The sequence below is a fragment of the Pedobacter cryoconitis genome (genome assembly GCF_003259615.1).
Lineage (GTDB): Bacteria > Bacteroidota > Bacteroidia > Sphingobacteriales > Sphingobacteriaceae > Pedobacter > Pedobacter cryoconitis.
The window spans coordinates 229,085-255,923 of sequence record NZ_QLLR01000001.1 but is presented as its reverse complement, the minus strand read 5'-3'; the positions used below and the strand labels follow the sequence as shown (position 1 = coordinate 255,923).

The 26,839-nt window shown below is 40.4% G+C and carries 24 protein-coding genes; 14 read left to right on the top strand and 10 right to left on the bottom strand.

All coding sequences use genetic code 11. The annotated features are described in order from the left end of the window. Positions 1 to 285: 285 nt before the first annotated feature. The 8 genes from LY11_RS01150 to LY11_RS01115 all read left to right on the top strand — a co-directional run bounded on the left by LY11_RS01150 (position 286) and on the right by LY11_RS01115 (position 11,730). A complete protein-coding gene (locus LY11_RS01150) occupies positions 286 to 882 on the top strand; it encodes an RNA polymerase sigma factor (protein WP_111631892.1) in 597 nt (198 codons plus the stop codon). Positions 883 to 972: 90 nt separating this feature from the next. Continuing rightward, complete coding sequence (locus LY11_RS01145) at positions 973 to 2,166, top strand: FecR family protein (protein ID WP_111631891.1); 1,194 nt, start codon at positions 973 to 975, stop codon at positions 2,164 to 2,166. 311 nt (positions 2,167 to 2,477) lie between these two features. Then, positions 2,478 to 5,792, top strand: a complete 3,315-nt coding sequence (locus LY11_RS01140) for a SusC/RagA family TonB-linked outer membrane protein (RefSeq protein WP_245952543.1) — start codon at positions 2,478 to 2,480, stop codon at positions 5,790 to 5,792. 12 nt (positions 5,793 to 5,804) lie between these two features. Beyond that, on the top strand, positions 5,805 to 7,607 hold the full coding sequence (locus tag LY11_RS01135; protein WP_111631889.1) for a RagB/SusD family nutrient uptake outer membrane protein: 1,803 nt from the start codon (positions 5,805 to 5,807) through the stop codon (positions 7,605 to 7,607). Between the two features lie 11 nt (positions 7,608 to 7,618). After that, entirely contained in the window at positions 7,619 to 9,883 is a 2,265-nt protein-coding gene (locus LY11_RS01130) for a GH92 family glycosyl hydrolase (protein WP_111632231.1), read from the top strand. An 82-nt stretch (positions 9,884 to 9,965) separates the two neighbouring features. Then, positions 9,966 to 10,559: an HPP family protein gene (locus LY11_RS01125; protein ID WP_111631888.1), complete on the top strand. Its 594-nt coding sequence runs from the start codon at positions 9,966 to 9,968 to the stop codon at positions 10,557 to 10,559. Positions 10,560 to 10,586: 27 nt separating this feature from the next. Next, a complete protein-coding gene (locus LY11_RS01120; protein ID WP_111631887.1) occupies positions 10,587 to 11,162 on the top strand; it encodes a Crp/Fnr family transcriptional regulator in 576 nt (191 codons plus the stop codon). Between the two features lie 130 nt (positions 11,163 to 11,292). Next, positions 11,293 to 11,730 (top strand): carboxymuconolactone decarboxylase family protein, encoded by a 438-nt coding sequence (locus LY11_RS01115; protein WP_111631886.1) that lies wholly within the window; start codon positions 11,293 to 11,295, stop codon positions 11,728 to 11,730. Between the two features lie 116 nt (positions 11,731 to 11,846). On the opposite strand, the gene LY11_RS01110 is transcribed toward LY11_RS01115, so the two are convergent. After that, on the bottom strand, positions 11,847 to 12,722 hold the full coding sequence (locus LY11_RS01110; RefSeq protein WP_111631885.1) for an NAD(P)H-binding protein: 876 nt from the start codon (positions 12,720 to 12,722) through the stop codon (positions 11,847 to 11,849). Between the two features lie 80 nt (positions 12,723 to 12,802). Between LY11_RS01110 and LY11_RS01105 the strand changes: the two genes are divergently transcribed. Then, positions 12,803 to 13,165: a winged helix-turn-helix transcriptional regulator gene (locus LY11_RS01105; protein WP_111631884.1), complete on the top strand. Its 363-nt coding sequence runs from the start codon at positions 12,803 to 12,805 to the stop codon at positions 13,163 to 13,165. 18 nt (positions 13,166 to 13,183) lie between these two features. Here the strand turns inward: LY11_RS01105 and LY11_RS01100 are convergent, their stop codons facing one another. Further along, complete coding sequence (locus LY11_RS01100; protein WP_111631883.1) at positions 13,184 to 13,936, bottom strand: adenylate/guanylate cyclase domain-containing protein; 753 nt, start codon at positions 13,934 to 13,936, stop codon at positions 13,184 to 13,186. Between the two features lie 229 nt (positions 13,937 to 14,165). Here LY11_RS01100 and LY11_RS01095 point away from each other — a divergent pair, with 229 nt between their 5' ends. After that, the gene (locus LY11_RS01095) at positions 14,166 to 15,020 is read left to right on the top strand and encodes a helix-turn-helix domain-containing protein (protein ID WP_146610778.1); all 855 of its coding nucleotides are present in this window, start codon (positions 14,166 to 14,168) and stop codon (positions 15,018 to 15,020) included. Positions 15,021 to 15,090: 70 nt separating this feature from the next. Further along, the gene (locus LY11_RS01090) at positions 15,091 to 16,104 is read left to right on the top strand and encodes a class I fructose-bisphosphate aldolase (protein WP_111632230.1); all 1,014 of its coding nucleotides are present in this window, start codon (positions 15,091 to 15,093) and stop codon (positions 16,102 to 16,104) included. 139 nt (positions 16,105 to 16,243) lie between these two features. Here LY11_RS01090 and LY11_RS01085 read toward each other — a convergent pair whose 3' ends face one another. The 6 genes from LY11_RS01085 to LY11_RS01060 are packed head-to-tail and all read right to left on the bottom strand — an operon-like array spanning position 16,244 to position 22,148. Continuing rightward, entirely contained in the window at positions 16,244 to 16,645 is a 402-nt protein-coding gene (locus LY11_RS01085) for a hypothetical protein (protein WP_245952542.1), read from the bottom strand. Positions 16,646 to 16,654: 9 nt separating this feature from the next. Beyond that, entirely contained in the window at positions 16,655 to 17,080 is a 426-nt protein-coding gene (locus LY11_RS01080) for a response regulator (RefSeq protein ID WP_111631881.1), read from the bottom strand. Then, positions 17,070 to 18,149 carry a hybrid sensor histidine kinase/response regulator gene (locus tag LY11_RS01075; protein ID WP_111631880.1) on the bottom strand — a complete coding sequence of 360 codons (1,080 nt, stop codon included), beginning with the start codon at positions 18,147 to 18,149 and terminating at the stop codon, positions 17,070 to 17,072. Before LY11_RS01075 ends, LY11_RS01080 begins: the two co-directional genes overlap by 11 nt. Position 18,150: 1 nt before the next feature. Further along, entirely contained in the window at positions 18,151 to 20,301 is a 2,151-nt protein-coding gene (locus LY11_RS01070; RefSeq protein WP_111631879.1) for a sensor histidine kinase, read from the bottom strand. After that, on the bottom strand, positions 20,288 to 20,995 hold the full coding sequence (locus tag LY11_RS01065) for a hypothetical protein (protein WP_111631878.1): 708 nt from the start codon (positions 20,993 to 20,995) through the stop codon (positions 20,288 to 20,290). The genes LY11_RS01070 and LY11_RS01065 overlap by 14 nt, the downstream gene beginning before the upstream one ends. After that, the gene (locus tag LY11_RS01060) at positions 20,982 to 22,148 is read right to left on the bottom strand and encodes a ThiF family adenylyltransferase (RefSeq protein ID WP_111631877.1); all 1,167 of its coding nucleotides are present in this window, start codon (positions 22,146 to 22,148) and stop codon (positions 20,982 to 20,984) included. The genes LY11_RS01065 and LY11_RS01060 overlap by 14 nt, the downstream gene beginning before the upstream one ends. A 128-nt stretch (positions 22,149 to 22,276) precedes the next feature. Here LY11_RS01060 and LY11_RS01055 point away from each other — a divergent pair, with 128 nt between their 5' ends. Continuing rightward, the gene (locus LY11_RS01055) at positions 22,277 to 22,744 is read left to right on the top strand and encodes a response regulator (RefSeq protein ID WP_111631876.1); all 468 of its coding nucleotides are present in this window, start codon (positions 22,277 to 22,279) and stop codon (positions 22,742 to 22,744) included. Positions 22,745 to 22,822: 78 nt separating this feature from the next. Here the strand turns inward: LY11_RS01055 and rpoN are convergent, their stop codons facing one another. Then, a complete protein-coding gene (gene rpoN, locus LY11_RS01050; protein WP_068401600.1) occupies positions 22,823 to 24,295 on the bottom strand; it encodes an RNA polymerase factor sigma-54 in 1,473 nt (490 codons plus the stop codon). Positions 24,296 to 24,469: 174 nt separating this feature from the next. On the opposite strand from rpoN, the gene mscL reads away from it, so the two are divergent. Further along, entirely contained in the window at positions 24,470 to 24,919 is a 450-nt protein-coding gene (gene mscL, locus LY11_RS01045; protein WP_111631875.1) for a large conductance mechanosensitive channel protein MscL, read from the top strand. Between the two features lie 83 nt (positions 24,920 to 25,002). On the opposite strand, the gene LY11_RS01040 is transcribed toward mscL, so the two are convergent. Beyond that, a complete protein-coding gene (locus tag LY11_RS01040; protein WP_111631874.1) occupies positions 25,003 to 25,857 on the bottom strand; it encodes a ChaN family lipoprotein in 855 nt (284 codons plus the stop codon). 147 nt (positions 25,858 to 26,004) lie between these two features. Between LY11_RS01040 and LY11_RS01035 the strand changes: the two genes are divergently transcribed. Next, positions 26,005 to 26,838, top strand: coding sequence for a LiaF transmembrane domain-containing protein (locus LY11_RS01035; RefSeq protein ID WP_111632228.1), 834 nt, complete (start codon positions 26,005 to 26,007; stop codon positions 26,836 to 26,838). The last annotated feature ends 1 nt before the right edge of the window (position 26,839 follow it).

The following is a 26,839-nucleotide window of genomic DNA, read 5'->3' as shown; positions in this document are numbered from 1 at the left end:
GTAAGGCATTCTCCCTAAAACCTGTTTGTTTAACTATATTTTCATTTATCTTTAAAAGTATTTATTTAAACCTGTCTTTAATTAAAGAACAGTTAAAAAGCTAATAAGTACATTTATGCTGATTTATGATAGCTAAAACAATTTTAAATTGCTGAAGGGTTAATTTTTTAATTCACTGTCAAATCATATAAAGCTGAGCTTTTATCTGGCCATCGTTAAAGAATGCTAAAAATTATACATAATATTGATTTGACATTGAACTAAAAATTATTCTGATAAAAGCGGATGTACACAGAAAGACCATACAAAAATGTATTGGAAAGTGAACTGTTGGTTCAGGTTGCCGCCGGAGATCAAAAAGCTTTCGCAGAATTATTTGAACGTTATCAGGCCCTGGTCTATGATTTTTCCAGCAAGCTTACCCGCTCAAAACTACAAGCAGAAGAAATTGTTCAGAATGTATTTATCAGGATCTGGATTAAAAGAGATCACCTGGTCAATATTGAAAATTTTGGCGCTTATCTTAATCGTGCCACCAGAAATCATAGCTATACAGCCTTAAAAAAAATAGCCGCGCAAACACTCCGGGAAGTAGAACTTACCGAACAGGTCATCACCGGAGGAACTAATGCAGAGCACCTGCTCTTATATAATGATTCGGCAAAAATATTAAAGGCTGCTGTCGACGCGCTTCCGCCGCAACGTAAATTAGTTTATGAATTATGCCACGAACAAGGACTTAAATATGAAGAAGCAGCGGCAAAAATGAATATATCGCCAGGCACTGTTCATACCCATATGAAATTAGCACTCAAAGCTATACGCGCGCATTTTAAGTATATGGATGCCCTGATGATCGTTTTAGTGCTGATGAAGAAATAACCTGCACTCCAACTCTGAATAATTTATTCTCCATTTGCTTACCCCGGTTATGATTTCCAGGAGTCAGTAGAACAAAAGACAGCTCAATTTATGGCAGTTGCGGAAGCAAGATTACAAGTTTTATTTCAACAATATATGAATGGATCTGCTTCTGAAAAAGAAGTGAAAGAATTTATGCGTATCGTAGACAGTGAGCAGCAGAAAGAAACACTGCTCGGTTTAATGGACCGTTACCTGGAAGAAGAGAAATATTCACAAGAGCTTTCAGCAGACCAGAAAACAAGCATTCTCCAGGTTATTTTTCAACCCGTACATACAAAAACCTTATTCTCTTTATGGACCAAAGTACTGACGGCGGCGATGCTGCTGATCATGCTATCGGTAGGTACTTATTTTATTAAAAAGCAGTATACACCCATTGTTTACAGCCAATATACCGGTGAGCTGCTTCCGGGCGGTAATAAAGCTACTTTGACCTTAGCCGATGGTACAAAATTATCATTAACCGATGCTGTAAACGGGAAGGTTGCTGAACAGGCAGGAGTGAGTATCCGGAAAACAGCTGCCGGACAACTGCTTTATGAGCTCAAAGAAACAACCACTAACCAATCAGCAATACTTTACAATACCATTTCAACTCCCGCAGGTGGCCAGTATCAGGTGATTTTGCCCGATGGAACACATGTCTGGCTGAATGCCGAATCTTCTTTAAGATACCCCGCTTCTTTTGCTGCATTAAAAAAGCGCAGGGTAGAGTTAAAAGGAGAGGGCTACTTTGAAGTCGCCAAATTCAACGTTAAGGCTGTGCGTATTCCATTTATCGTGGTCAGCAGAAATCAGGAAGTCGAGGTATTAGGGACACACTTTAACATCAACAGCTATGAAGACGAAGGTCTTTGCGCGACCACTTTGTTAGAAGGTAGTATAAAAGTAAGCCGTCCGGCGGTATTTGAACGGCTCATTTCTCCTGGAGAGCAAGCTTTGACAGGATCAGAGCTGCAGGTCATCAAAGTAGATCCGCTCACTGCTGTAGCCTGGAAAAACGGGCTTTTTAAATTTGAGAACGCTAATATCTATACCATCATGAAACAGTTTTCAAGATGGTATAATGTGGATGTCGCTTATGAAGGTAAAATACCTGATAATAAATTTACAGGCGAAGTTTACAGGAATATGGATGCCTCTAAAGCACTTCGGATTTTAAGTTATGCAAAGATAAAATTCAGAGTGGAAACCCCTGACCAGCAACACAACAGAAGAAAAATAATTATCACCTCTAATTAAGAATGAACCATGACCTGGCCCGAAACGCCAGGATAATATAATAAACCTTTACCTAACCAAATTAAACAGATGAGCATGATGAAACACCTACCTTGACGTAGCAACGCTACTGTGGGTGGCTGAATAATGAAGCCGGACAATGATTGGACCCATTGCCCGGCCGAAGATTTGAGCCTACCCATCCGATTTTATCGGAAAAATTAAGCTGAACCAATTTCTGTAATTACTCAAACCCAATCAAAAGTATGAAATTAAATGCTTTTCACCCCGGTATGTCCTTTCGCAGGATATATCCTAAACTGCTATTGATAATGAAATTAACCACTTTCATCCTCATGATAGCCCTTGTACAGGCAAGCGCCAGCGTTTCGGCGCAGAAAATTAGTCTCCATCAAAAAAACAAATCACTTTCTGCCGTTTTAAAAGCCATCAAAGAACAAACAGGCTATGTATTTCTGAGTAATAACTTTGACCCGGCCAAAGAAATCGTAACCGTTAATTTGAAAGATGCAACCCTGGAAGAAGCTTTAAAATCTTCTTTAGATAAACTTTCTATTTTTTATAATATAGTTGATAAAACGATTTTATTGTCTAAAAAGGAGGTTTTGTCTACTAAAGCAGACCCGATTGTAATTCGTGGGATTGTAACCGATGAAAAGGGAATGGGAATTCCCGGAGCAGGTATTAAAGTTAAAGGAAGCCTGGTTTCCACCTCTACAGATGTGAACGGAAGTTTTAGTATTAATGTGCCTTCTGCCGAAGCCGTGCTGATCATTAGTTATGTAGGTTATCTACCTCAGGAAGTTACGGTGAAAAATCAGAAAAACCTAAAAATAAGTCTTTTACCAAGTGATAATGCACTGGAAGAAGTTGCGGTAGTAGGTTTTGGTGTACAACGTAAAGTTTCTTTGATTGGCGCACAATCTACACTCAGTTCCAAAGAACTTAAACAGCCCGTTAACAGCATTACACAATCACTTTCCGGCAGAATTGCTGGTGTAGTAGGCGTACAACGCAGTGGAGAACCCGGCAGAAGCACAGCTGATATATGGATCAGGGGTATTTCTACCTTTGGAGGCAATTCCAGCTCTCCGCTGGTGCTGGTCGATGGTGTGGAACGCTCTATAGATAACCTGGACGCTGAAGATATAGAATCTTTCACTGTACTTAAAGATGCCTCCGGAACCGCAGTTTACGGCGTAAGAGGTGCAAATGGGGTAATCCTGGTGAAAACAAAAACTGGTAAAGCCGGTAAAACCTCCATCTTTCTGGACTATAACGAAGGAGTCAGCACCTTCACCAGAAGACCTGAAATGGCAGATGGAATTACTTTCATGAACATGGCCAATGAAGCCAGTATAGGAAGAGGTTTAGGTGAAAAATACAGCAAGGACTATATTGACAAAACAGCCTCTGGAATTGATCCGCTGCTTTATCCAAATGTAAACTGGATGAACGAAATATTTAACAAATACAGCCGTAACCGCAGGGCGAACCTGAATGCAAGCGGCGGAACAGACAATGCACAATATTACGTCTCGCTGGCCTATTACAATGAAACAGGTTTTCTAAAGACCGATCAGCTCTCTCAATACAACTCCTCCCTTGACTTTAAACGGTATAATTTCACGTCTAACCTGAACATGAAATTGACAGGAACTACAAAAATGGATCTGGGTATACAAGGATATGTGTCAACAGGCAATTATCCGGGAGAGAATACAGAAAGCATATTTGGATCTGCCATGGACATTTCTCCCGTTGAATATCCGGTAATGTACCCCGGAAACTTTATACCCGGCAAAGCCTCAAACGGTGGTTTCAGAAACCCTTATGCCGATTTAACCAGGCGCGGCTACCGGACGGAATTCGAAAATCAATTGTATACGAATTTAAGGTTAACGCAAGATTTGAAGTTTTTGACCGAAGGGTTAACGGCTACAGCAATGATTGCCTTTGATACCAAAAATACCAGTAGTGCAAAGCGCTCTAAAAGAGAAAGCACCTATTTTCCTGATTCCAGCAAACCCTACAACGAAGATGGTACTTTAAACCTGATTAAAACTTTCAACAGCTCAGGTAATTATCTGAGCTACGAACCTAACAGAGGCGGAAACAGGAAATTATACAATGAAGCCGCCCTTAACTACGATCGCGCATTTGGCAAACACAGGGTTGGTGGACTGATTTTGGGCTATACCCAGGATTATACCAATCCCTTTGCAGGTGATTTTACTTCTTCCATTCCGGAAAGATTTGTAGGAATTGCAGCAAGAGCTACCTATTCTTATGATGACCGTTACTTCGGAGAATTCAATTATGGCTATAATGGCTCAGAATTATTTGCTCCGGCCAACAGATACGGCTCTTTTCCGGCAATTGGCTTTGGCTGGATTCCTTCGAACGAGAAATTCTTTGAGCCTTTAAAAAAGGTTATTTCTTTCCTGAAATTCAGATATTCTGTAGGAACGACCGGCATCGGGAAGATTTCAAATGAAGATTTAGTGGGGAGACGTTTTGCCTATTTAACACTGGTTACAGATGGAGCGGCTGGTTATCAGTTAGGTAAGAACTTTACAAACACAGGTGGAATCAATGTAACCGATTACGGGGTGGATATAAGATGGGCTGAATCCAAAAAACAGGATTTGGGCGTGGAAATAAGAACACTGAATGACAGGCTCAGTTTAATGGTAGACATATTCCGCGAGAAACGTACAGGGATATTCTTACAAAGGCAATCTGTACCCGGATTTATTGGATTAGTCAATTCACCTTACGGAAACCTGGGTGTGGTGGACAACAAAGGTATCGATGCGACACTGGAGTATAACATGAAAATAGGGCAGGTAGATGTCGGCTTAAGAGGTAACCTGACTTATAACAAAGACGTATTGGTTAACGACGATCGTCCTGCTCAGAAATATCCGTGGATGACTCATGTTGGCAATAACATCTTGTCCAGATATGGGTATATAGCCGAAAAGCTATTTGATAACCAGGCAGAGATTGACGCAAGTGCAGCTCCCGGATCAAAAAAACTATTAAAGCCTGGTGATATTAAATACAAAGACCTGAATGGTGACGGGTTAATCAATGACTATGATAAAACCAGGATTGGCAGAGGTGATGTACCTAACCTGGTGATGGGATTTGGCTTTAGCGTGGCCTATAAAGGATTTGCGCTTAGTACACTTTTTCAAGCCTTGCAACACTCAGATGTGATGCTTGGAGGATCTGCTATTTATCCATTTAATGGCGGTGGCGGATTGAGTAATGCCTTTAGCAATGTCACAGACCGCTGGACACCTGAAAACCCAAGACAAGATGCTTTTTATCCGCGGTTAGCCTATGGAGAAGATCAGAACTTTAACAACACGCAGCCGAGTTCATGGTGGGTGAAAGACAACAGCTTTATCCGATTGAAAAGTGCGCAGCTGAGCTATAACTTTTCCAAAGAAGCTTCTGCCAGATTACACCTTAAAAATATGTCCGTTTACCTGATTGGGACGAACCTTTTGACCTTCAGTAAATTCAAGCTCTGGGACCCCGAGTTGCTGACTGGAAACGGAACCAGATACCCGTTGACCGCAAATTTGTCAGTAGGATTAAATGTTAAATTTTAAAAGCCGGAAATCATGAAAAAATATATATGTATACTAAGTCTTATCGCCCTTTTCACTCTTTCTTGTAAAAAAGGATTTCTGGATCAGGTGCCTAATGACAGGTTAACGCTGGATGAAACCTTCTCGAACAGGCTGACAGCCGAGAAATTCTTAAATAATATTTACAGTAGCGTACCTGATGAATTCGGACAACGAAATCCCGGAAGTGCTAATGCTGGCTTATGGACAGGAGGTTCTGATGAAGCGGAATTTACCTGGGGAGGTGTGGCCAGCAACGCCTTAAATATTGGAAACTGGGATGCTAACTCCGGTTTTGTTTATGCCTATTGGAATAATTACTACAGAGGGATACGTTCCGCTACTTTCTTTATGGCAAATATTGAAAAAGTAAAGAATGACCTTTCTCCCCAGTTGATTACCCAGTACCGGGCAGAAGCAAGGGCATTAAGAGCCATGTATTATTTCTACCTCTTGCGTTTATACGGGCCTGTTATCCTTTTAGGCGATAAAGTCGTTGCCCCGGATGTACCCAGTTCTGAAGTACAATTGCCAAGGAGCTCTATGGATGAATGTGTCACTTATATTACGACAGAGCTGGATGCCGCAGCTAAGGATTTGCCTGTTAGCCCTGCAAATGATGATAGTTATGGCAGAATAACAAAAGGTATCGCACTTGCCTTCAAAGCACAGACCTTGTTTTTGGCAGCCAGTCCGCTGTATAACGGTAACAATGACTTCTCCTCTTTGAAAAATAAAGACGGTAAAGCACTGATAAGCCCGGGTTTTGACGTTAATAAATGGAAAATTACAGCCGATGCTTATAAATCTTTTATCACTCAATTTGTACCCGGAACTTATGACTTATTTAAAAAGACAGATGGCAACGGTAACTTTGATCCTTATCTCTCTTGCAGAGACGTTTTCTTAACCGACTGGAATAAAGAAGTGATTTTAGCAAGGCCAGAATCCTCTTTATCGGCCAGGCAATATGAAATGACCCCGTATCATCGGGGAGCAAACTCTGCATCCAGAGGCGGGGGAGCACTCGGGGCCACTCAAAATCAAGTAGATGCCTTTTTTATGCAGAATGGTAAAAGTATCAATGATCCAGGTTCAGGTTATATCAGCACCGGGTTTGCTGCTACAGCGACAAAATATACCAAAGCAGGGATTTATAACCCATGGGTGAACCGTGAACCGCGTTTTTATGTGAATATCACCTACAATGGAAGTACCTGGTTAAATACAAACGATGGATTGATTTCCACAGAATTATTTAATACCGGTAATTCAGGTAAAGAAACCGGAGGCAATGATTACAGTACCACGGGTTATGTAGTCAGGAAAGCCATGGGATTAGGAAATTGGAACATAGACAGAAGACCCGTCATCTTATATCGTCTGGCCAATGTTTTTATGGACTATGCAGAAGCATTGAATGAAGCCAGTCCCGGTGATCCCGATATTCTGAAATACCTGAACTTAATCAGGGAAAGAGCAGGGGTGCCACTTTACGGATCTGCGGAATTACCTGTTCCCGCCGGACAAACCGAAATGTCTGCAGCATTGCGAAAAGAAAGAAGAGTAGAGCTTGCTTTTGAGAACGTCAGGTTTTTTGATACCCGCAGATGGAAAATTGCAGAAACTACTGATAACGGGCCGATGTACGGCTTGAATATCAGTAAAAACTTACCCGATTTCCTGCAGGTTGTTACTTTTGAAAGCAGGGTCTTTAACAAAAGACATTACCTGTTTCCTATTCCTTCGAATGATGTCAATGTAGATGAAAACCTGGTGCAAAACCCAGGATGGTAAAATCAGGCACGATGAAATTTAAACTACTCACTATCTCATTTTGTTTCCTGTGCATTTCAACGTATGCACAGGAAACAAACCTGGTCAGGTATGTCAATACTTTACAAGGTACAAATTCAAGCCACGAACTGACCAGGGGCAATACTTATCCGACTACAGCATTACCCTTTGGCATGCACACCTGGACTCCGCAGACCGGGAAAAACGGAGACGGCTGGAAATATCAGTATCAGAAAGGTAAGATCAGAGGATTTCAACAGGCTCATCAATGCAGCTCCTGGACAAGGGACTATGCAGTTTTCTCTTTGATGCCCGTAATTGATGAACTGGTGGTGGATGAAAATAAGCGGGAAGCTCAATTCAATCATGCGGACGAAATAGCGAAGCCCAATTACTATAAAGTAAGCTTTGCGAATAAGATCACCACAGAAATTTCCCCAACAGAACGTGGTGCACATTTGAGGTTCAGCTATCCGAAAAACAAGAAAAGCTATTTGGTTTTGGACGGTTATACGCAGATCAGCAGTATCCGGATCTTTCCTGAGCAGCGGAAAATAACCGGTTATGTGAATAACGGAGAGGGGTTTAAAGAAGGGTTCAAAAGCTTTTTTGTCATTCAGTTTGATCAGCCCTTTAAAGCTTATGGAACCTGGGAGAATAAACAAAATAGCTTACAAGCAGGTGAAAAAACGGCAGACGGAGCAGGTAAAGGCGCTTACCTTGAATTTAACGCAGGTGCAAAAGTGCAGGTGAAGGTCGCTTCTTCCTATATCAGCCAGGAACAGGCAGAACTGAATCTGACCACAGAATCAGGGGCGGATCAAACGCTCGAACAAACTAAAGCCAAAGCCGCAAAAATCTGGAATGAAACCTTAGGGAAGGTAGTGGTAGAAGGCGGATCAGAAGAAGATAAAGCTACTTTCTATTCCTGTTTGTTCAGGGCCAGCTTGTTTTCCAGAAAGTTTTATGAACTGGATAAAAATGGTAAGCCCTATTACTTTAGCCCTTATGATGGGAAAGTACATTCAGGTTACCTATTTACGGATACTGGTTTTTGGGATACCTTCAGAGCACAATTTCCTTTAAACACCTTGCTTCATCCGCAAATGCACGGAAGATATATGCAGTCACTGCTTTCTTCCTGGGAACAATGCGGCTGGTTGCCTTCCTGGTCTTTCCCCAGTGAAGCAGGTTCTATGATTGGTAACCATGCTATTTCCCTGTTGACTGATGCCTGGGTAAAGGGAATCCGGACTTTCGATCCTGCAACGGTATTGAAAGCTTACCTGCATGAAGCCACTCAAAAAGGGCCATGGGGGCCTGCAAACGGCAGAGACGGCTGGAAAGAATATTTTCAATTGGGTTATGTCCCTTATCCGCAGTACAGAGAAGCTACTGCAAAAACGCTGGAATATGCTTATGATGATTTCTGCGGTTATAACCTGGCAAAAATGACTGGTAATGATTTTTATGCCGGGATATTTGAAAGGCAGATGTTTAACTATAAAAACGTGTATGACCCTGCGTCAGGTTTTATGCGCGGCAGAGATCAGCACGGAAAATGGAGCCCCGATTTTGATCCCGCAGAATGGGGTGGCCCTTTTACTGAAGGAAATGCCTGGCATTGGGAATGGTCTGTTTTTCAGGATATTAATGGGCTGATTAAATTAACAGGAGGTCAGGAGAACTTTACTAAAAAACTGGATTCTGTATTCTCCGTACCTAACCGGGTAAATACAGGTAGCTATGGCGGAATGATTCATGAAATGACGGAAATGGTGATGGCGAATATGGGTCAATATGCACATGGTAACCAGCCTATACAGCATATGCCTTATTTGTATAATTATGCCGGTCAGCCCTGGAAATCACAGTTTCATACGCGTAATATCATGTATAAACTGTACAACTCCACAGAAAACGGATACCCCGGAGACGAAGATCAGGGGCAAACTTCTTCATGGTTTGTACTCAGTGCAATGGGAATTTACAGTGTAACCCCGGGGACAGATGAGTATGTATTGGGCAGTCCGATGTTTAAAAAGATTACCTTGAATCTAGAGAACGGTAAACAGTTCATTATAGATGCAGCGGCCAACAGCCGGGAAAATCTATATATTAAAGCTGCGACTTTAAATGGTAAAAATTATACCGCCAACTTTATCAGGCACAGTGATCTTGTGAACGGAGGAATCCTGAAATTAGAAATGACGAACCAGCCGGAATTAACCCGCGGACTTGCTGCTGCGGACCGGCCATTTTCTTTAACGCCTTAAAATAATAGCGGGGTTTTCTGACCCGCTATTATTTTATCATGCAGGTGTTTCGTCTCAAAACGTTTATTTTTGCCACAGATTTATGAGACATCAAATAAGAAGGCACGTCAGGAAAGCGAAATATATCTTTTATAAGGAAACACTGGTCGATTTCAGAGAGCATTTATGGACCTTTATGGGGGCGTTTTTGGGGATAGGGATTATCGGATTTATAAACAGTAAATATTTCACAGCCTATGAAAACCTTTTTATGATCGGTTCTTTTGGTGCGTCTTCTGTATTGATTTATGGGATTATCAACAGTCCTTTAGCGCAGCCCCGGAATTTAATCGGCGGGCATGTATTTTCTGCAATAGTAGGGGTAACCATGCACAAGCTGATTCCCGGAGAAATCTGGTTAAGTTCTGCCCTTGCGGTTTCACTTTCTATTGTAGTGATGCAGATGACTAAAACCCTGCATCCTCCGGGTGGAGCAACCGCATTGATTGCGACTACCGGAACAGCTAAAATTAACGCATTAGGTTATTTCTATGTACTGAGCCCAATATTTACAGGGGTAATGATCCTGTTTATCGTTGCTGTTATTTGTAACAATGCCACACCCCACCGCAGGTATCCCGCCAATAAAAACTGGTATAAGTTCTGGAAAGGGAAACACAGAAATCCAAAAGCATAGTTGTTTAATTCGTAGTATTGTATCACGATGTATCAGGAGCTTTTAGACCATATCAAAAAGTACGTACAGTTAGCCCCCCGGGAAGAACAGCAGTTCTGTGAAAAGCTGAAGTTCAAAAAACTGAAGAAGAAAGAGTTTTTGCTTGAACCCGGCAAATTATGCAAAGGCAATTACTTTATCCTTAAGGGCTGCATACGTCAATACCTGATCAATAAGAAACTCAATGAACAGATTATCCATTTTGGAATTGAGCACTGGTGGATTGCAGATCAGGACAGTTTGCTGAATAATCAGCCTTCAGCTTGTTATATTCAGGCTCTGGAGGAAACTGATTTACTTTTAATTCATGAGAAAGACCGGATAAGTCTGGCTAAAGAGGTCCCGCCTTTAGAAACCTATTTCAGGATCATGATGCAGAAATCGTTTGTTGCTTCTCAGCGCAGAATAGGATTCATCTTTAACCAGACCGAGGAAGAGCGTTACCGGTTTTTCTCTAAGCTCTATCCTGGTTTTGTTCAGCGCGTTCCGCAATATATGCTGGCTTCTTATCTTGGCTTTACCCCGCAGTTTTTAAGTCGTTTGCGCGCTAAAAAGGATTTGTAATTTCTTAACCGCAGTTCATTTTTTTGAGCCCCTTTGTTCCTGATCTTTGTTTTAATCTTTATAAGAGCCTATTCGGTTAGCTTCTTAATTATCAAATAAGGATCAAAGTAATTATCTAAAAAACAAAGACATGAGCAATAGAAGTAAAATCAACGAAGTACTGCCGGCAGGATACCGGGCCATCATGGCTCTTGAAAAATATATTGAAAGTACCAGCCTGACTGCTAAACACAAAGACCTGATCAAAATCAGAGCTTCACAAATTAACGGATGCGCTTTTTGCATTGATATGCACACCAAGGATGCACGTAAAGAAGGAGAGACTGAACAAAGGATCTATGCGCTTTCCGCATGGCGTGATACTCCTTTTTTCGATGAACAAGAACGTGCTTTACTAGCATTAACAGAAGAAGTTACTTTAATTAGTAACCACGTATCTGATGAAACCTATAAAAATGCAGCAGCTGTTTTCGAACCTGCCCACCTTGCAGAAATTATTCTGGCCATTATTACCATCAATGCCTGGAACAGACTTGCGATTACTACAGGATTGGAGCCAGTGCTTTAATCCTAAAATAGAAACGGCAAAGGTGCTGTAATACCTTTGCCGTTATATAGTGATTGTTAAAGTTAGTGTAAGCGTTAAAAACCAGTAGCTATTATAAAGATATAAACCAGCAACTATTAAAAAGCAGCCGCGAACTCTTTCGCAAAATCTTCCAGTTTTGTTGCTGAAAACTCCGGCTGGTTCAATTTAAAATCTTCCCATAAAACCCCGCTTCTGATTGCTGTTCCCATTTCTACAAAGTTCTTAGCCAATTCCGGAGGTAAACCAGCCTGGATCATTCCATCATAAGCCTGTTCATCCGTAAACTCTACCCATTTCAAATCAGGCTTTCCGATCGCTGTTCCTAAGGCAGTTGCCACTTCAGCAAGGTTACGTACATCACTGGTCACATAACGAATACTTTTTCCAGTAAACGGCTGCTGTAACTCCTCTGCTATCGCTAAGGCAATATCTTTCGGATGAACCAGTACTAATTCAGCTGCTTCTCCATAATTAGCCCCAATAATACCCGCATGTTTAATCATATCGGCACTGCCATATAAGTTGACATAAAAATAAGCAGGACGCATGTGTTTAACCGAAACACCTTCCAGCTTATTGAACAATTGTTCTACATCATGCAAGCCTTTAATCGGCCCGGTGCCAGCTGATAAATGTGCCCCGATACTGCTTAAATTTACAACTTGTTTCACTCCGGACGCACGAATAGCTGCGGCATAATTCTGACCAACTGTATTCATGTAGCTTCTGAAATCGGCAGCTGCATAATTTGGCGGGCACATCGTATAAATTGCATCTGCGCCCTTAAAGGCCTTTGTTAAAAAATCAAGATCGTCTACTGAGCCGATTGCCGCTGTAGCACCTAACTCTTCAATTGCTTTTACTTTATCAGCGTTGCTGCTGATAACAGTTACCTGGTGACCCGCACTAACTAAGGTTTGCGCTAATGGTTTGCTTATATTTCCTAAAGAACCTGTTATGGTAATGTTCATATTTTTATCTTTTATTATTGACAAGACAAAGGTATATTTGTACTTACTTTTTTACAAGTACTTACCCCAAAGTATGTATCATGACCAAGATTAAAGAAAGCTCAAGTATCAGCCTGAACAAAGGATTAGCAGAACTGACCTGTCCGGTTACCTATGTGATGAATAAAATTGGTGGTCACTGGAAACCGATTATTATTTATCAGCTTAGAGAAGACGCTAAACGTTACAGCGAGCTGAGAAGGGCAATTCCTATCATTACCGAAAAGATGCTGATTCAGAGTTTAAAACAACTGGAAGCCGATAACCTGGTGATCAGGAAAGCTGAGCCCGTAGTTCCTCCTTTTGTTACTTATAGTTTAAGCCCTTCAGGTCGGGAATTAGTTCCTTTAATGAACATGATGGCTGAATGGGCTATTCAGGACAGCGGCAGGGTTATGCTTTAACCCGTGCCAAGCAATGATTTAACCGGATATTCCAAGGTAATAATTCAGGTCCATGTCATCCATATAGTTTTCAGGATGAAAAGTATTTCCCATTAACATCACATTCATTGCAGCGGATATACCTTTAAGCTGCACAGATTTGAGCTCGGCATCTTTAGGGTCAGTCAGTAAATCATAAGTGAGCTTAGAAACTATCAGATTGTTATGAAGCCCTTTAGTTTCTCCCTGCAAACGTGAAGCAATGTTGACAGGCAAACCCATTACAGTCAGCTGTTCTTTACTGGTCAGATCATATTGGCCCACTACAACTTTGCCATGATGTACCCCGATACCAATCTCATAACTCAGGTTAAAGTAGGGCTGGGCATAAGAAGCATTGAAAACTTCCACATCACGCAGTAAAGCATAAGCAGTATCAACAGCAGCTTGTACTGCCATTTTTAAGTTCGTGTCTAACCCGAAAACTGCATAGATACTATCACCATTGGTTTCAACAATCCGGCCCCCGGCCTCAGTAATGGAGCGGTTAAATAAAACAAACAGTTTTCTGATCATATAAATAACCTCATACGAAGATCTGATCTCCATGGCAGCTGTGAAATTCCGGATGTCCAGGAATAAAAGAGCCAGTTCACGCTCTTCGCCCAGAGCAGTGTAAATCTCTTTCATCTTATCCGGAGATTTACAGACAATAGTCTGGTCAGTAAGGCGTGTGCATGAAATCTGGTGTGTTGGAAGTGTAGAAGGAATGTAGCTGTTCTGAGTTTTCATAAGGTGATCTTTAAATGGTGGGTTTACATTTATTTCTGAATGTAAATTTAAGCAGATCCTGCGCGATGAGGCTACGAGAATCAAACCGATAATTGCGAAATTCAAACGTTTTATACAGCCTCATTCTATCGGGATAATAAATAATTAAGTTGTTCCTGATTTCTTTAAATTTGCTAAGACAAACTTACCGAGGCCGATCTTCTTAAGATTGGAAGTAAACGAAAAAGCTATGAAAGACGCAGCGATGGACGGAGATTTATATGAGGTTCAGAAGCCTTTAAGTGATGTAGTCAGTCATTTTTATCATGTGCATACTCCAGCAGATGCAGAAGTTGTCGTGAATCATCTTTCTCCCAATTTTGATATGTTAATGCTTTTCAATTTTGGAACACCTATCCGGTATTCATTTAATAATGCGGCTTTGAACGACACTCCGATCCATCGGGTTGCGGTTATCGGGCCGCTCAAAAAGATGCTGAATTACGAATTGCAGCCAGCAGCAGATGCCATTGTTGTAAATTTCACGTTGAACGGCTTTTACAGGTTATTTAAAATTCCGATCAATGAATTAGCCTCATCGGAAGTGATGGACCCGGATATATTAATTGATAAGACCTGTTTTGCAGAGTTCTGGGAGCAGTTAGCTGTTTTACCCATCCTGATAGACAGAATGCAATCAATTGAAGCTTATGCGGCTTCTTTTATGACAGAAAATGAACCCTTCACTATCCCTTTGTTAAATGGATTGTCTTATTTCCAGAATCCGGCGGTAGCACCTGTTAAAGCAATAGCCGCAAATGCTGCCTTAAGCGAGAGAACTATACAACAGCGTTTTCAAAAATTTACAGGTTACTCTCCTAAAGAAATGCTCCGTTTTATGCGTTTCAAAGAAGTCATCAATCAGCTTGTCAGCCAAAAAGAAGAAGAAATTGATCTTTTTGCACTTATAGAAAAACATGGTTATCATGACCAGAGTCATTTGATTAAAGATTTTAATCATTTTTTAGGCACTACACCCCGGAAATTTCTCAAAGATATAGCTGGTAAAGGTTTTTGTATCACCAGGCCCGGCAAACACTATTAGCGCAAACAATTGTATTTGTCAGATTGTTCTTTAATTGAGCCTGATCAGATCAGGGCCCGCAGTAATAATTATGGAGCATATAACCAAACAACTGATCAATACCGCCAAAGCTATGGTGGCCGATTTCAAAGGCCTAGTTGCTATAGATGAAAGTGTTGCTACACTTAACAAACGTTTTGAACTCGCAGGTATACCACAGACCGAAGCATACAGAAGAGCCTATCGCGAAGTATTAATTACTACGCCGGGAATAGGAAATTATATCAACGGCGCAATATTATTTGATGAAACCGTTCATCAGCAAACCCTCGCAGGTGTTCCATTTCTGGAGGAACTCAAAAAAGCAGGCGTTATCCCGGGAATCAAACTGGATGAAGGAACTGAAGACCTGGCAGGTTTCCCCAAAGAAAAGGTAACCAAAGGACTGGACGATCTGCAGGAAAGACTGGCCACTTATGCCGCATTGGGCTTAAAGTTCGCTAAATGGAGAGGAGTAATCCTGATTGATGGAGCGCTGCCTTCCAAGGCTTGCATTGTCAGTAATACCCATGCCCTTGCCCGTTACGCTGCTGCTTGTCAGCAAGCAGGGATTGTACCCATTGTAGAACCGGAAGTGATTATGGATGGTAACCATACCATTGAACGTTGTGCTGAAGTTACTGAGAAAGTGCTGCGTTCTTTATTTCAGGAGCTGCATTTACTCAATGTAGAGCTCGGCGGACTGATTTTAAAACCCAATATGATCCTTGCAGGTAAAGATGCCCCTCAAAAAGCTGATTCAGCTTTGGTAGCTAAATTAACTGTAAACTGTCTGCGTAATGCTGTTCCTGCTGCAGTTGCAGGAATCGCATTTCTTTCTGGTGGCCAGGACCCGGAAACCGCTTCACAAAATTTAAATGCAATTAACTCCGGTTATCCAGCACAATTGCCATGGCCGGTTACTTATTCTTTCTCCAGAGCCTTACATCAGCCTGCCTTGGAAATATGGAAAGGTAAACCTGAAAACGTGAAAGCCGCGCAGGATTCTTTTCTGGAACTGGCGAAGGCTAATCACGAAGCAAGAAAAGGAGAGTTTAAAGCATAAGTGGTTGTTTGTGAGTGACTAAACAGTTGTGGATGATATTCCTCAATATGAATTATTTATTCCACAACTTCTTAATATAAAAAATCCCGGAGCGTTTAAAACTCCGGGATTTTTTTATTGAAATACCAGGCTAACCTGATTATTGGATTTTAATTTTAAAACTATCAGTTTTAGGTTCTCCCGCATCAATCGCAGTCAGCTCATTAGAAACCGTTCTGCCGTAAGAATCCATGACAATCAATCTGATCAGTTGTTTCTTTGGAGATTGTATCGTTGTTTTTAGTTCAAAATCAGACACATAGCTAAATTTAACGTCTTCACTGTTTTTAATACCTACAGCATACTTATCGTTAATAACCGTGTAATTTAATGTGCAATCTGCACACTCCACTCTGATCACACCATCTTTTGCAAACAATACATTAGACAACGGATCAAGACCCGAATCTTTTTTACAGCTTGTAAAAGCAAGAGAAAGACAGAAAAATGCAGCGATAACTTTTAACCCGTTCATACTTATAGCAGGCATTAATAATGCCATAAACAGGATCTATTTTACGACAGAGAAATTCGCCTTGAACAATTCTTCCAGATGTGCAGGATAAAGAGGCTTTTTAAGGAGTTTAATCACATAAGGATTTGCTTCTGCTTTTCGGATGTCACCAAAATCAAGCGTAGAAGAAAGCATGGCGACCACACAATTATCTTTCAGCTCAGGAGGGAAGCGCTTATAGTTCTCCAGGAATTCAAAACCATCCATTTCAGGCATCTGAATATCCAAAAGAATTAGGTTTGGTAATTTATCCAGTTGATTCGAATGGGTATTGAAATAGCTGAGCGCCTCTTCTCCAGATTGGCACTGAATGATTTCGTCGAATAATTTAGAGATAAAAATGATCTTTGAATTGATCTTCAGGTCAATGATATTATCATCGATCAGCATCACTTTTATTGCGCTCTCGAGTTTATTTGGCATTGGGAATAGTAATTTTAAACGTAGTACCATGATTCAGAGACGAACTGACAGATATTTTTCCGTCAATCTTGTTTAAGGCTTCCTTCACGATAAACAATCCCAAACCACTTCCTTTGTTATTTTTTGCTTTAAAGAACTGCGTAAATATCTTTTCAAGGTGTTCATTGAGAATACCCAGTCCATTGTCAGTAATTGATATTTCGGCAGATAACAAATTGGCCTCTATCGAAATATCCACGACCTTATGATGTCCGCTTTCTTTCTGGTATTTGATCGCATTGGAAATCAGGTTACCCAAAATTACCTCAATCCGGAACGAATCCCCCATAAACTGATGCGTCTGGTTAATATTCAGGTTGAATTGCGTATCCCTGTCACTGTAAGCATATAAGTCAATCATTTCATCGACCAGGGTCTTGAAATTAATATCCGAATTTTCAGAAATGTTCTTATTGTTTTTATAATATTGAAGCGTCTTCTGGATATAATAATCCAGCTTATTAGAGCAGGATTCTATCAGTTCCCAGTATTCTCCGCTCGAATTGTATAACCCTTCCATTTTAACCAGGTTTACAATACCGATGACTGAAACCAGCGGAGCTCTTAATTCATGAGAAATACTGTAAATAAACCGGTTAAGCTCATCATTAGTCTTTTCCAGCTCTTTTACCTTATTTCTCAAATCAATTTTGGACTTGTAAGCGTCATGTGCATTTTTGATAGAATTATGCAGTTCCAGATCATTCCATGGTTTAGTGATATATCTGTAAATATCACCATGATTAATCGCATCCGCTAATGCAGCAATATCTGTATAACCAGTCAAAAGTATACGGATAGGGTCCGGATAGGTATGCGCGATACTCTTAAAAAATTCTACACCTGTAGTTTCGGGCATCTTTTGATCCGCAATAATCACTTCGACCGGAAGGTTCTCTAATACCTTTAAACCTTCGGCCGCGGAGATCGCCGTGTAAATCTCATATTGTCTCCTAAAACTTGCTTTGAATGCGAGGAGGTTGTTCTCTTCATCGTCAATATATAAAACTTTAACAGGCGAGCGAGTCATATTATTGTATGTTTAGAGGCAAGGTAATAATAAATTCTGTACCTAGATTCACTTTTGTAACAACATCTATATGGCCTTTATGTTTTTCTATGATGCTGAAAACAATTGAAAGGCCTAAACCTGTTCCTTCGCCAACTTGTTTTGTGGTAAAGAAAGGCTCAAATATCTTCTGTTTAATCTCATCCGTCATTCCCGATCCGGTATCCTTAATGCTGATGACTACGTGCTCATTTACGGAAGAAGTGGTGATATAAATATACTCTTCTTCTGCCGGATTTTCTTTCACTTTCAGCGCATGTATGGCATTAGTAATCAGGTTCATGAAAACCTGGTTTATTTTACCGGGCAAACACTCTACCAACGGGATCGGCTGCAGATCTTTAATAATTTTTATATAAGGAGGAACCGTGCTCCTGAGTAAAACCAGGGTAGATTCCAGTCCTTCATTTAAGTCTACAGGCTTGGTATCACTCTCATCCAGTCTGCTGAAATTTTTCAGGCTCCTGATAATTTCCGCTGTCCTTTTCGCACCTTCCCCAATTCCTGAAAGTAAAGAATTAATTTCTGTTTTGATAAAATCAATATCAATTTGTTTTTTAAACCTGTCTATTGCCAGGATCTGTTCCCTTATATCCTGATCAGGATCGAGTTCTTCATACTTCTGGATCACATCATACAGATCATTAATATCCAGCCCGAGCGGTTTAATATTGGAAGTTACAAAATTGATAGGATTGTTGATCTCATGCGCAATACCGGCAGTCAGCTGACCCAGACCAGCCATCTTTTCGGCATCAACCAATTGTGATTGCGCTTCTTTTAATTCTTTCAGCGTCAGGTTTAAAGTCACATTCGAATTCTGTAATTCCTCTGTCCGCTTATTCACCTGGATTTCCAGTTCAATATTTTGTTCACGGATCAGTCTTTCGTTCTCTTTGGAGATTTTAAGTGCTTGTTCCTGAGACTGTTCTTTGTCTTTCCGGTAGACGTTTATTTTATCCGCCAGTGCGAAAGAAAGTAACGTGATTTGTATAACAGAACCGATTTCTAAAATATAAGAAGTAAATAGATTGTACTCAATTAAGTTGAAATTCCTTAAAACAAAGATCACCACACACAGCAGGAATATCGTATAGGCAACCAGAAAGAACAGGGCAGGGCGGGAACCTTTCCTGCGGATCACATTGGCCACATACAAGAAGTAAAGTGAACCGAGTAAAGCCAGTGTCTGCAAACATTTAATACTAGTAGTATGTGCGCCGGAAATCCATGCCCCTAGTGCTATAAAGTATAAGAAAACAAATATATCTATCCCGATATGTAGTTTTGGCGTATGTAATTTGGTTTGTAAAAACCGCTTTAAGAACAATGCCGTAGTGATACCAGAGAAAAATGGCACCAGAAAAGAGCTGTTTATGGCTAACCACGGGCTATCCGGCCATAGAAACTTAAAAGCGTAACCCTGGAAAGTTGCCTGTGTTAAGCCTACAAAGAAGATATAAATGATGTAGTAAATATAACTTGGATCTTTGACCGTAAAGGAGATAAACAGGTTATACAAAATCATGATAATGCCGGCATAAATCCCGAAGAGTATATTTTTGCTGTTATCATTGACCAGTACTACTTTTGGAGTACCTAAAGAGATCGGCAATTGAATCTGATCCGTAGAACTAATGCTGATATAAAATGTCTCCTTTTTATTCCTGGCGATGTTTATCGGAAATATATAGTTCGGGTTATTGACTAATCTGGCATGAAAGGCTTTAAACTTCCCTAATTTTGAAGAGGCATAAAGCTTATGATCATCCAGTCTGTACAAGGTAATACTATCAATGGCCGGCTGCGCAACAACGAGCATTAAATTCTCCGCAGGGCTTTGATTGTCTACCGTAAATTTTATCCATATCTTATCTGAAGTTATGCCCAGGTTAGGGACTTTCTGATTGAGATAGTCGAATTTACGGCCGATTACCTCATGGATAGTTAATGATTTTGCAGGATCCCTGAAAATGGATATACCATGTTCAATCTTTAAAACCGTGTTTTCGTTTTTAAAGACAAGCGTACTGTCCGGTGTCGCTGAATAGGTGAGAGCGCTGCTGAATACGAGCGCTATTAATAAAAAAAGTAATTTTTTAAACAGGATCATGCAGATTTGGGATGTCTAAATTATATTCTAACTGGTACATACCTTTTGGGCCTCTTTCTTCAAAAAGCTGATGTGGATTGTCACGCAGGGAAAGAATTTTTTCGCGTTCTGAATCGTCCGCATTACTCAGATCAAAAGGATTTCTTAAACGCATGGCAGTAGCTACCAGATCATCTTTAGGATAATAAAACAAACCGTTATTCCCTAAGGAAGTTTCAATCACGCAGCCGACTCTTTTTCCCATTCTCACTGTCACAGGGGCACACAATACAAATAAGCTTACGATAGGCAGTTTTGCAGCAAGTACAGAACCAACCCTGGCCAGTACGTGACTTCCAATTCCCATACCCGCAACCTCTCTGGAGTTCCATAACCCGCATAATTCGCAAGTACCACCACGTTCCTCATCCGCGTTGATCATGTCATATATTTTCGGATCGTATTTACCAATTGCAGAGGCAATAGGCAATTCATACTGATCAGTTTTAACCTGGATTCTTGCACCTCCGTAGACAAATTTAGTTTCTTTGTCTTCCACTAAAATTACCATGGTCTTCGGGTCTTCTACCCAATCCTGTTTATTTGAAGTGATTTGGGTGATGCCATAAAGTTCAAGTAAGCGTTTGTGGCCGACAATAAATTTTGAGCAAGCTTCCGGATCATCCGGAGCTCTGAATGTTCTAATGTGTATCATTGTCTCCGTTTATATTAGTAATTGTATTAAATTCATCATTAAACAGCTCATCGAAATCAACGAAGTATCTTCCTGAATCACTAAATTGTTTAAGCAGTATCCGGCGGCTGATGTCAGTGATCATTGCCCCGCCTAAAGTAACTGCCGAAGCAAGCTGCGGCCAGCCAACAATAGTTTTGTTCATTTCACCTACCGATCTCATCATGGCCGGAGATAAATTCTCAAAGCCAATGATTTTTCCGAGGTAGCCTATTTTTTCAGGAATAGTCAGTTTATTTAAAGTTTCTGTCAGCTGATCTGCACTTAAGGCTTCCAGTTCCGCAACTTTTCCATGGAAGATAGGTCTTTCAGGCTCCAGGTCGAAACGTTCCACATCCAGCATCCCTTTGTCGTTGGTATCCATCACTACAGGAATTCCTAAAGCTTTGGCTTTGATGCGGGCAAGAATTTTGATGTCAATACCATCACATTCTTCTACCAGGATGTCCAGTTTTCCGTTTCCGGTAAAAAACTCATCGATAGTACTCAGTGTGATGCCTTCGGTAAAGCAGATCACGTTGATAAAAGGGTCAAGTTCGGCAATCTGTCTGGCCGCTACAATCGCTTTATTTAAACCAAGGTCTTGTACATTGACCTTGATCCTGTTCATATTGCTCAGTTCAATTTCATCGAAATCTGCCAGGCGAAGCTCTCCGCAGGTTCTTTCCATAGCCAGGGTTAAAGCAATGCTCTGTCCTACAGATAAGCCGATAATCCCGATCTTTTTCTGCTTCAGGATATTTATTTCCTCAGGTGTAATCTTATAGACATTTCTGCTCGTTCTTACCTGTGCAAATTCCTGTTCATCAAGTGTATGGACCAGCTTGTTTGCCCATGGATAATATACCCATACCCCATATTGATCTGCATCAGTTTTGAGGTGTGCTGCAATTAACGCGGCCGATTCTTCCGGAGTTAATTTTTGCTGCGGATTATTTAGTTTAATAAGTTCTGCAAGCTGACTTAAAATGGTATCATAAATGAGCAGGGTAGGGTTGCTGCTGATTAAAGCTTTTAGCTTTTCTCCTTCCTCCGGATTGATTAATCTGAAATAAACGGGGCGGTATATCATTGAATGGTCGGGAGCATTAACACTAGAATTAATCTTATCCATTTTTGCTTTATTGTGTGAGCTTTTGTGTAAAATTGATCAATTATTATTTAGAAATAATTTTTATCCGAAATTAGTTTTTTAGAATTTATAAAAGCAATATATTTAACAAAAAAATCCAATAAATAACAATGAATTCCGACGCCCCAATTAATGTGCTTTATGTGGATGATGAAGTTCATAATCTTAACTCTTTTAAAGCTGGCTTTAGAAGGAAATTCAACATTTTTACTGCAGAATCTGCGGTAGAGGGACGGAAAGTATTAGAAACTGAACTTATTCATGTAATTATTACCGATCAACGCATGCCAGTCACCACTGGTATAGAATTTCTGGAATCAATAATTCCTGATTTTCCTGATCCGATCCGAATATTATTGACTGGTTACGCAGATATTAACGCCGTTATTGATGCGATTAATAAAGGTCAGGTCTATAAATATATCCAGAAACCATGGATGGATGAAGATTTAAGGATCAACATCGAAAAAGCATACGAAATCTATGCGCTGAGGAAAGAAAATAAAGAGCTGACTGAAGCTTTACTGGTTGCGAACAAACAACTGGAATTCCTGCTCAGACAAAATCTGCTTTCTTAACTAAAGACCGTTAAATGCAAATGGAACCTCTGCAGGTTCCATTTGTGTATCTAGTTATTTTAAGCGCAAGAGCGGAGCTTAAAGCTCTTTTCTCAACCTTGCTACAGGAATATTCATCTGCTCTCTGTATTTCGCAACAGTTCTGCGGGCAATATTATAACCTTGTTCTTTTAAGATCTCTGTCAGCTTCTCATCTGCCAGCGGCTTGCGTTTATCTTCGTTGCCAATACAATCTTCCAGAATTTTCTTTACCTCTTTATTCGATACTTCCTCGCCGCTTTCAGTTTGAATCGCTTCAGAAAAGAACGATTTCAATAAGAAAGTCCCGAATTCTGTTTGTACATATTTAGAGTTGGCTACCCTGGATACAGTAGATATATCCATGTCAATTTTATCTGCAATATCTTTCAGGATCATCGGACGCATTTTACGTTCATCACCTGTCAGCAAATATTCATACTGATATTGCATAATAGCGTTCATTGTTTTAAGCAAAGTTTGCTGACGTTGTTTAATGGCATCAATAAACCATTTGGCTGAATCCAGTTTCTGCTTCACAAATTGAACCGCCTCTTTTAGCTTTTTATCTTTCTGTGCAGCTTTATCATAATGCTGGAACATGTCTATATAAGAACGGCTCACTCTTAACTCCGGCGCATTTTTTGAGTTTAAAGTCAAAATAAGCACAGAGTCATTATTGGAGATATGGAAATCAGGGATAACCTGCAATTGCTTGGTGGTCACCTGGTTTGAATCTCCCGGCTTAGGGTTCAGACGAAGGATCTCTGCAATGATTTCCTTTAGATCTTCACTGTTTAAGCCTAATGATTTTTCAAGTTTGTCGTAATGTTTTCTTGTAAATTCATCCAGATAATTTTCTACGATCATGATCGCTTTCTGGATGATCAGATTGTGCGGATCTTTTCTGCGCAGTTGTAAGGTCAGGCATTCCTGCAAATCCCTGGCTGCAATTCCCGGAGGATCGAAGCTCTGAATTACTTTCAGCATTTCCAGTACATCTTCTTCTTCGACCATTGCATTTTGTGAAAAAGCAAGATCATCGATCATCGAGGTAATTGGCCTGCGCAGGTAACCATCATCGTCTAAACTGCCGATAATCTGTTTACCAATAATAAAGTCCTGGTCTGATAAAGGAACAAGGTCAAGCTGTTCCTGAAGGCTTTCAAAGAAAGTGCTCTCAATCGCTATCGGAGTTTCTTTCTTTTCCTCATCATCATCATTGTTATTGTAGGAAGTGCTGTAGTCGTTGCCGCCATCATCCTGTAAGTAATCATCTACATTAAATTCATCAGTACTTTCTTCCTTTGAACCTCCGTCAAAATCATCCGGAGAGTCATTCAGATCATCATATTCACTTTTAGGTTCTTCCGCGATCATTAAACTTGGGTCTTCGAGCGCCGGATTTTCTTCTAACTCTTCTTTAATTCTGGTATCTAGGGAAACAGTAGGCACCTGCAACAGTTTAATAAACTGAATTTGTTGAGGCGATAACTTTTGAAGTAACTTTTGTTGTAAATGTTGTTTAAGCATGTTTTGTAGAAAAGGTATTATGACCCGTTTCAAAAATAAGCATTTGGTTTATATATCAACCATATTGTGGAACGAATATTGCGTTTAGATGTGTTTTTCCGATAAAAAAGCTTTGTTTTCACAATAAAGTTTATATTTTTATTGGTAGTTGAACACCATGAAAAATTAAATACTATGAGTTTTGTAAAAGAATTTAAGGAATTTGCCATCAAAGGCAATGTAGTCGATCTGGCAGTCGGTGTGATTATCGGAGGGGCATTCGGTAAGATTGTGACCTCTATGGTTAATGATTTAATTATGCCTCCTATCAGCTTATTGATTGGAGATAAGGGCTTTGTAAATTATTATATTCCGTTAAGCGATAAGGTAAGGGCATTTGTTGCCGCTAATCCTACTGCTTCTCTGGAAGATGCAAAAAAAGCAGGTCCTGTGTTTGCATGGGGAAATTTCGCCACAGAAGTGATTAACTTTGTGATCCTGGCCTTCATTATTTTCTTAATGGTGAAAGCGATTAACCAATTGAAACGTAAACAAGAAGAAGTTGTTGTGGCTGAGCCAGTTCCGACAAAAGAAGAAGTATTGTTAGGTGAAATCAGAGACTTACTGAAAACCAGGAATATTTAATTAAAATATAGCTACGAAAAAGGCCATCCTGCTAATTTACAGGATGGCCTTTTTTGCTGGACCGGCCAGGCGTATTTATTTTGTTACTTACCCGTCAGGATAATATAATCTCCAAGTCCTGCCTGTTTTGTCCAGTCTGGTTCTGTCGAATCCTTCGCTGCAAAACAGGAAATATTGATCAATGTCAGTTTAGGTGCATATTTTTGAAGCTGTGCAAAAGTCCCTAGTTTTTCATCGCTGTGGAACCTTCCGTTCACCTGGAAGATCTTTTTCTTCGGATTTAACTTGTTATATTTTGCAATAGACCAGGCCATCGAAGCGTCCCATAAACTCTGCGTCTGGAAGATCTTCATTCCGCCCATATCATGTCCGCCAAGAGTTTCTACGAACTTATCATAATATCTTCCTGTTGCGGTGTCAATAGGCAGCGGGGGTAAGAATGCTTTGGAAGCAGCAGGGAAATCATTCAGTTTATTTAACCCTGAAAAGGTAACTGCATTGCTATACCTGGTCGCTGCATTGGCCCCGATCACGTCTGTTTTATTTTCTTTGGCCAGCTCAATTAATGGCTTATAATCCTTGTAATTATTCCATGCACGCGCTTCTTTAATGAAATTCTTTTCGGAAATTACGCCAGCCAGATATTCATTGAGTATGGGCTGTACATCGGTCGGGAACATTTCTAAAGAGACGGCTGTACCCGGATAAGCCTGGCTCATTTTACTGAATATTTGTGCTTCCAGTACATGTCCGATCGAATCATTATGTTCTTCACCAAAAAAAAGCACATCAACTTTTTTCATATTTTTAACCAGTTCCTCTACACTGATCGTTTTCCTGGTTTTTGTTTCAAATATCTTATAAGACTGATCATTATTCTGGGCAAATAAAGCTGTAGGGATCAAGACCCACGCAAACAGAAGGAGTTTCTTTTTCATATCTTTTAGTATTTCTCAAAGTAACGCATAATTATTCACCGGCGAAAAAATGATGTTCACCGGGGTTTTACACCAACATAGAAGATCTCTGTTTAGCAATGCACATTTACTGCTTAGTTTTGATCTCAATAAATGAACATCAAGGTTATGGAAAACTATAAATATAAAAATCGGTCTAACAGGGTATGGAGCGGTTTGATTCTTTTGATCATCGGCGCTGTCTTTTTACTCCGGAATTTTGGGTTTGACATCCCATTCTGGATATTCAGCTGGCCTACACTTTTAATTTTAATAGGTTTAGTGATTGGTTTTAAACGCAAATTTCACGGCGGCGGCTGGCTGATCATGATACTGGTGGGCGGCTATTTTAACCTGCAGAACTTTGTGGATTTTAACCTGACGCAATACTATGTCGGCGCTGCGTTTGTAATTTTAGGCTTATTTGTCATCTTTAAACCTGTAAGTCCGCGTAAAAAAAGATGGGAGCGGAAGTTTGAAGATTTCAAATGGACAGACTATCAGCACGGGCCTGGGAGATCATGGAACCATCCCTCAGCCGGGCAAACCAGTCCTGTAGATCCGCAGCCAGATCCGCTGAGCGATCAGTCTTCAGCAGCTTATAACAGGGCCCAGACTACTGAAAACGACTATATAGATTCTGTAAATGTATTTAGTGGAAGTAAACAGCAAATCTATTCCAAGAATTTTAAAGGTGGTGATGTAGTTTCGGTTTTCGGAGGATGTGAACTGGACCTGACGCAGGCTGATTTCCCGGATAAGGTATCGATCGAAGTGGTAGCTATATTTGGAGGGGTTAAACTCATCATTCCGCCAACATGGGTAGTGGAATCACAAGTGAGCCCGATATTCGGCGGACTGGACGATAGCCGCACAATTAATCCGGTAAATAGCGAACCGCTTAAAATAATTACGATAAAAGGAGTAGTTTTATTTGGTGGAGTAAGTATCAGTAATTTCTAAA